The sequence below is a fragment of the Burkholderia territorii genome, assembly GCF_902833055.1.
Lineage (GTDB): Bacteria > Pseudomonadota > Gammaproteobacteria > Burkholderiales > Burkholderiaceae > Burkholderia > Burkholderia territorii.
On the sequence record NZ_CADFEJ010000023.1, the window covers coordinates 76,177 to 82,176 of the forward strand.

The 6,000-nt window shown below is 58.0% G+C and carries 4 protein-coding genes and 3 pseudogenes; 4 read left to right on the plus strand and 3 right to left on the minus strand.

Features of this window, described 5'->3' with window-relative positions:
• Window positions 1–200: 200 nt before the first annotated feature.
• Window positions 201–374 carry an H-NS family nucleoid-associated regulatory protein gene (locus HW466_RS32345; RefSeq protein ID WP_425129834.1) on the plus strand — a complete coding sequence of 58 codons (174 nt, stop codon included), beginning with the start codon at window positions 201–203 and terminating at the stop codon, window positions 372–374.
• Window positions 375–705: 331 nt separating this feature from the next.
• On the opposite strand, the pseudogene HW466_RS27120 reads toward HW466_RS32345, so the two are convergent.
• Window positions 706–1,511 (minus strand): annotated as a pseudogene (locus HW466_RS27120) (IS5 family transposase).
• 382 nt (window positions 1,512–1,893) lie between these two features.
• Between HW466_RS27120 and HW466_RS27125 the strand changes: the two are divergent.
• Window positions 1,894–2,042, plus strand: a pseudogene (locus HW466_RS27125) (IS3 family transposase); the annotation flags it as partial.
• Between the two features lie 353 nt (window positions 2,043–2,395).
• The gene (locus HW466_RS27130) at window positions 2,396–4,090 is read left to right on the plus strand and encodes a YadA family autotransporter adhesin (RefSeq protein WP_208456259.1); all 1,695 of its coding nucleotides are present in this window, start codon (window positions 2,396–2,398) and stop codon (window positions 4,088–4,090) included.
• Window positions 4,091–4,166: 76 nt separating this feature from the next.
• Here HW466_RS27130 and HW466_RS31995 read toward each other — a convergent pair.
• Window positions 4,167–4,377 (minus strand): annotated as a pseudogene (locus HW466_RS31995) (IS5/IS1182 family transposase); the annotation flags it as partial.
• 111 nt (window positions 4,378–4,488) lie between these two features.
• Between HW466_RS31995 and HW466_RS27135 the strand changes: the two are divergent.
• Entirely contained in the window at window positions 4,489–4,992 is a 504-nt protein-coding gene (locus HW466_RS27135) for a hypothetical protein (RefSeq protein WP_151004630.1), read from the plus strand.
• A 174-nt stretch (window positions 4,993–5,166) separates the two neighbouring features.
• Here the strand turns inward: HW466_RS27135 and HW466_RS27140 are convergent.
• Window positions 5,167–6,000: YadA-like family protein (locus HW466_RS27140; protein ID WP_176316116.1), on the minus strand; the 834-nt coding region annotated here is incomplete at its 5' end.

The following is a 6,000-nucleotide window of genomic DNA, read 5'->3' on the forward strand; positions in this document are numbered from 1 at the left end:
TTGCATGGCGAGATGAAATTATTGATGCCTGGTCAAACTTTCAATGAAGTCGAGAGTTTTAATAAATCGTTATGAATGATTTGTCAGAGTATCTCGAGAGAAAGGCGTCGCTCGAAGCCCAAATTGCAGAGGACAGGTTAAGCTCAAGGGGTAGAGTGCTGGCGGAGGTTGTACTGGCAATTCAAGAGTTCGAGTTCTCGATGGAAGAATTATTCCGGTTCAGGACGAAGCGGAAAGCCATACCGCGATATTTTGATCCTGTGAGTGGTGCAATATGGAGTGGTCGCGGCCGTGAGCCTCATTGGATTCGCGGTAAAGATCGGCGGCAATTTGAGCTGACGGATGGTTCGAAGGTTGATCTGGGTGAAAAATAAGCCTCCGATGTTGTGAGTTATTGTAAATCCGTCTCATTTTTGTGGGTGTGATCAGCCTTGAATGGGTGATGGTATTTTTGGAATTTGATGGAATTTCGAGGGCTGGATTTTTGGATTGTTTTTGCGTAGTTTGATTTGTGCTGCCAAAGAGTTTGTGGTGAGGTGGTTGGCAATGGGCTCGAGAAATGCGCTGTAGGCGTAGGTGATGAATGAGCAAAGTCGCAAAAACTGAATCGGAAAAAGGGACATGGTTAGAGCAACGATGTCGCGGGCAGAAGAATTTTAAGGATGGGAGGAGAACCAGAAAAATTCCATCATCCGTGTTCAATGACTAAGAGACGGGTGCAAAAAAAGACTGGTTGGCCCGCCGAAGGGTATTCCAGCAGATCAATAAGCAGTCGAGTTCGAGGAACGCTTCATGAGTGTCGGCACGGTGCTAGAAACGAATGCGGAGTCGACGGAAGTGATGCAGCCAGCCACGCGTGCGTTCGAGGCCCCAGCGATATTTGCCAAGGCCACTGCCTGTTCGGTACTGCGCTAGTCGATCACCGGCGCGATCGCGCAACGCTCGTCGATGTCGCTCGGAGTCTCGGCGTAGACAATGCGCGGTCGCTGCGATCACGCGTAATCCGTGAATCGGTGGAATCGCGTCGATCAGACGCAGCAATTGCGCGACGTCGGAAGCACTCGCGCCAGCCAGGCTTGGCAGCGGCTTGCCGTTGGCGTCGGTCATGATGTGCTGCTTGGTACCGGGTCGCTCTCGATCTGTAGGGTATGGCTCAGTTTTTTGGTCCGCGCCAACTGCGCGAATCGCCGATGGGTCGACCGAGGCGCGCGAGAAATCGATCGAGTTGCTGCTCGCAGCTTCGCGAGCAGCAACTCGTGAATGCGATCCCGTACGCCTGCAGCCGGCCAATCGCGGAGCCGTCGTCAAAGGGGCACACCCGAACCGCGGCCGATTTCGGCGGGCAGGTCGCGTCAGCGCAGTGTCGTCTTGAGAGTGAGCAGGATGCCGGTTAGCGCGGCGAGATTCGAAACAGGCAAGCGGCCGGGGTTCTTCTTGCACCGCGGCTCGAGTGGCGGCAGTAACGGCTCGATCAATGTACACAATTCGTCGTCGATGATCGGCTTACCCATATCTCCTCGGCCTCGATCGTTCCGATCTCGTAGAAAATGCAGTCATTCTTTTGCCGATTAAATAATGGATTAAATATATGGTGACGAATAATATTTATGTTCAAATTTATCTGCCGGTGTCTGCTCGCAAACGATTGGAAGAGGTTGTTAGGAATGACATTCGCTTGCTAGATTCCGTGATCAGGGATTTGCGTGTGGAATTTCCGAACGCGTTTCATACGGATGAAACATTGCCAACTCGTCAGTTCGTGTCTCCACCGCTTATTGATGAGGCTACTCCAAACACGAAATGGCCAAATCGAGGCAGGGGAAAATGCGTTTCCTAGGCCGAGGAGAATGCCTCATTTGGGATACACATCGAGTGGGCGTCGATACATCCTGCGCCAGCCGCAAAATCGAAGTCTCGCGCGAGTGCTAAACGAGGCGCGTCCTCGCTCTGTGCTGCAGTGGACGACGCCGGCGGAATCTGCCCGCCAGTGCACCGATCGGGCCGATCCGGCTCGCCCGGAAGAGCCGGAATTTTCCAGCTAAGCCCGGGACGGAAATTGGGCCAGCCTCAGGTGCTGCATCACTTTCGGTGAATTCGTATTCGTTTATAGCGCCGTGTCGGCATTCGCGACGCGTTCGCCAAATTCGGCTGCGCCTCGGCCGGCTGGGATATCGGTCGGCAAGCCGATCAGTTTTGTGAAGCTGTCTCGGAATGATTTTCTGATTTGTTGGTAATTGTCATTTAATGTTTGGTTGTCCAAATCGATCGACGATTGTTGTAAAGTCTGATCATCGGGATGAATTGACTTCCCGAGCCTTGCTTTTCGTCTAGAACATTTTGGATAATTTAATATTTTTTGATTTGGATGATTATCCAATGGATTGGATATACTGGCATGAAAAACTATCTCTCCTCCTCCCCCGGTGCTGTCATTCGGAATAGCACAGTCGCGCCCAAGAAAGCTCAGCTGCTGGCGCTCAATATCCTTGCACTGGCTGTGGGCGTCGCGTGTTCGCAATCGAGCTTCGCTGCCATTGCGATTGGCACGTGTGGTAGCGTGCAATCGGGCACGAATGCGTCTGTCGCACAGAACTGCGCGGGGGCAAGCGCGTCGAATCCGGTCGGCGGCGCGATTGCGATCGGCGACAATACAGTCAATCCTGCCGTGGCAAACGGTGACGATACGCTGGCGATCGAGTCGGGTGCGACGGCCACCGGCGCTAGTTCGATCGCGATTGGGCATCAGGCTTCGGCGCTGAATTCCGGCACGAAGCAAACCGCCGCAACTGCGGTCGGCTCGTATAGCACCGCAGGTGGTGACAGCAGCACGGCCTTGGGTGGTTTCGCCACAGCTTCGGGCACCAACGGAGCGGCGATTGGCGCGCATGCGCAGGCAGTTGCTGCGGGCGCGACGGCAATCGGAGCGGGTGCTACTGCCAACAACGCAGGCGATATCGCCCTCGGCGCGGGTTCGAGCACGGATACGGCGCACGCCGGCGCCGTCGGCCCTTACGGCGGTAATGCGGCAGGTAACGCGACGTCGGTTCTGTCGGTGGGGACGGCCGGCAACGAGCGCCAGATCCAGAACGTCGCGCCGGGGGGCATTAGCGCAACCTCCACGGATGCGATCAACGGTAGCCAACTATATTTGACGATTCGGGGCATCAATGGCGCGTTCGCCAATACCGCTGCCGCGCTCGGTGGCGGTGCTGCGTTCAACCCGTCCAGCGGGGTTTTCACGATGCCCTCGTACGTTGTGCAGGGCGCCACGTACACCAACGTCGGTGCGGCGTTGAACGGTCTTGATGCTGTGTTGACATCGGTACGAAGCACGGCGAGCAAGGCCCTGTCGATTGCGCAAAATAGCGTGCAATATGATGCGTCGCAGGACGGATCGGGTAGTGGTGGCACGAACGGTGGCGGCAGTACCAGCGTCACGCTTAATCCCGGCGGCGCGTTGGCCGGGGTTCGCAACCTTGCTGCCGGGGCAGTGGGTCCGATGAGCAACGACGCGGTCAATGGCAGCCAGCTTTATGCGACGAATCAGAACATCGCGAGCGTGCAGGGCAGCGTGACGAATCTGACGAATCAGATCACCAATGGTACGATCGGCATCGTCCAACAGGGCGGCGGTACGAGCGCGCCGATTACTGTCGGGGCACAAACGGGCGGCACGCAAATTAACGTGACGGGTACCGAAGGCGATCGGCGGATCTCCGGCCTGGCGTCCGGTGTCGCCGCCAACGATGCAGTGAATGTCGGCCAGATGAATGAGGCGATCCAGCAAGGTTCGTCGAGCGCGGTCAATCAGGCCAATGCCTATACGAACCAGCAGGTTTCCGGTCTGAGTCGACGTCTGGATGCGGTCGGCGCCGAAGCGATGGCGGCGTCGTCGCTGATTCCCAATGCCCGCGCGAATGGCAACATTCAATTGGCCGTGGCTGCCGGTACGTATGGCGGCGCGACGGCACTCGCCGTCGGTGCGAATGCGTGGCTGTCGGATCGTCTGCTGATCAATGCGCACATGGCTCACTCTACCGGATCGGGTGGACGTCTCGGTGCGTCGGTCGGCGCTACCTACGGCTTCTAGGTGACGGCTTCATAGAGACTCCTGAGTTTGCAAGGTGTTTCTGCATCAGCAGCCAGCCGAGTTTGAGGAGCACTCAATGATTCTCAGCCCGGCACTCGAAACGAATCCGGAAACGACTGAAGTCATGCAGTGACGAACCAGCGGTATTTGCCAAGGCCGCTGCCGTGCTTTGCACGGCGCTTGGCAATCGCCACCCCGCTATCGCGATTGCGCAAAGCATGTCGATGCCACTCGGAAGCGTAGCCGCGATCGGCATAGAGCAAGCGTCGTCTATGCAGTGGGTGGCCACCCCGAGGGGTGGCCACGACGTACAACCAGTTCGGTCAGCTCGACAGTGCGATTGGTGGTGAAGCGCCCCGAGTTCAGCGCACGTGGGGCGAGCATTTGCGCGATCATAAATGGGCGTGTGCGAGCACTGGGCCGAGAACAACTGCTGGCAGTACCCCTGCGGCGAGGAGTACTTTCAGCCGCGGCTGCCGTGCGATCCGACGAACCCGTGCCGATTTTGTTTGGCGATTGGCGAAGCCGGGGTTGAGGAACTGCTGACGGCGACGATCGCGGTGGCCGCGAATATGAATGCGGGCGCGCCCGACGAGTTCAAGCGGATCATTGTCGACACGACGGTACAAGAAAAGGCGGTAGCGTTCCCCTCCGACAGCCGGTTGCTGGAGGTGGCGCGAGCGAAGCTCGTGGTACTTGCCCAGCGCGCGGGAAATGTGCTCAAGCAGACGTACGAGCGCGAGGGCAAACGACTGCGCCGCCACGCTGGAGGCTACGCGCACGCGAAGCAGTACAAGCGGTTGGGCCCAGCGCTCAAGCGCCCCGCACGATTCTCGGCCGACTGCTGTGCGACATCGAGCGCAAAATCGTCGCGCTCGCCGCAGTGCATCAAGCGACGTTGAAGACATCGGCTCGCGCGCGCCGGCAAATCTGCCGGCAGGCCCGAAGGACAAGATCAAGCTGGACGCATTGCACTTGACGCCACCACCATGTCGTGAGGCAGAGATGCAGGCTCAAATCGGAATGGGGCGATCCGACGAAAGTGGTCGTTACAGAGTTTCCATGCTTTGCGTCTTCTACCATTGATATCCCCCTCCTACCACGACACCGTATGAGCCCCGTGTGTTCGTTGTAACTGCGCCCTTGTATACCCAGTGGCCATCCTCCGAGAGCCGGGAAAGCCCCAGTGCTTGGCCAGATTGACCGCGATAGACGCTCCCTGCCAGCGCCACCATATTCATCCCCGGGTGCGTCGGTTGAGGTAGGCCCGCGACCGCCATTGCGGCCGCTGCTCCACCATCGGCATCCTTTCGCACCGAATCGATACTATTTTGAAGGCTTTGGACCTGGCTGTTTGTATAGTTGTTTGCCTGATTCAGCGTGTTGTTCATTCCGGAGTTCAACTGCTGAAGGTTGACGGCATCCGTCGGTTGCGTTCCTGGTGCAACGTTCGTGATCTGGCGCTCAGCCCCGGGCGAGCCGACGCTCACGACATTTGAGCGTCCGCCGTCCGTCGAATTCGCGCCGATCGCGACCGAGTTCGACCCGGCGGTGACCTTTGGCGCATCGCTGCCGGTGCCATTCATGTCGGCGGCGATACCGTTGGTATTGGCGGAATGGATCTGGTTGTTGTTGATCGTCGTTGACAGCGAATTCAGCGAGTTGTTGATGTTCGTCACGCCGGTCGACAGCGATGCCACCGTGCTGTTCGTCGAGCTCAGGCCGGTCGACAGCGAGCCGATGCCGGTCGACGTCGACGTGGACAGCGACGTGAGGTTGCTGTTCGTCGAGCTGAGGCCCGTCGACAGCGAGTTGATCGCCGTCGAGGTCGACGTGGACAGCGACGTCAGCGAGCTGTTGGTCGAGCTCAGGCCGGTGGACAGCGAACCGATGCCGGTCGACAGCGACGA

Excerpts from the sequence above, each read along its gene's own strand:
- HW466_RS32345 (WP_425129834.1), top strand. The coding sequence starts at position 201 with ATGGAAGAATTATTCCGGTTCAGGACGAAGCGGAAAGCCATACCGCGA.
- HW466_RS27130 (WP_208456259.1), top strand. The coding sequence starts at position 2,396 with ATGAAAAACTATCTCTCCTCCTCCCCCGGTGCTGTCATTCGGAATAGC.
- HW466_RS27135 (WP_151004630.1), top strand. The coding sequence starts at position 4,489 with ATGGGCGTGTGCGAGCACTGGGCCGAGAACAACTGCTGGCAGTACCCC.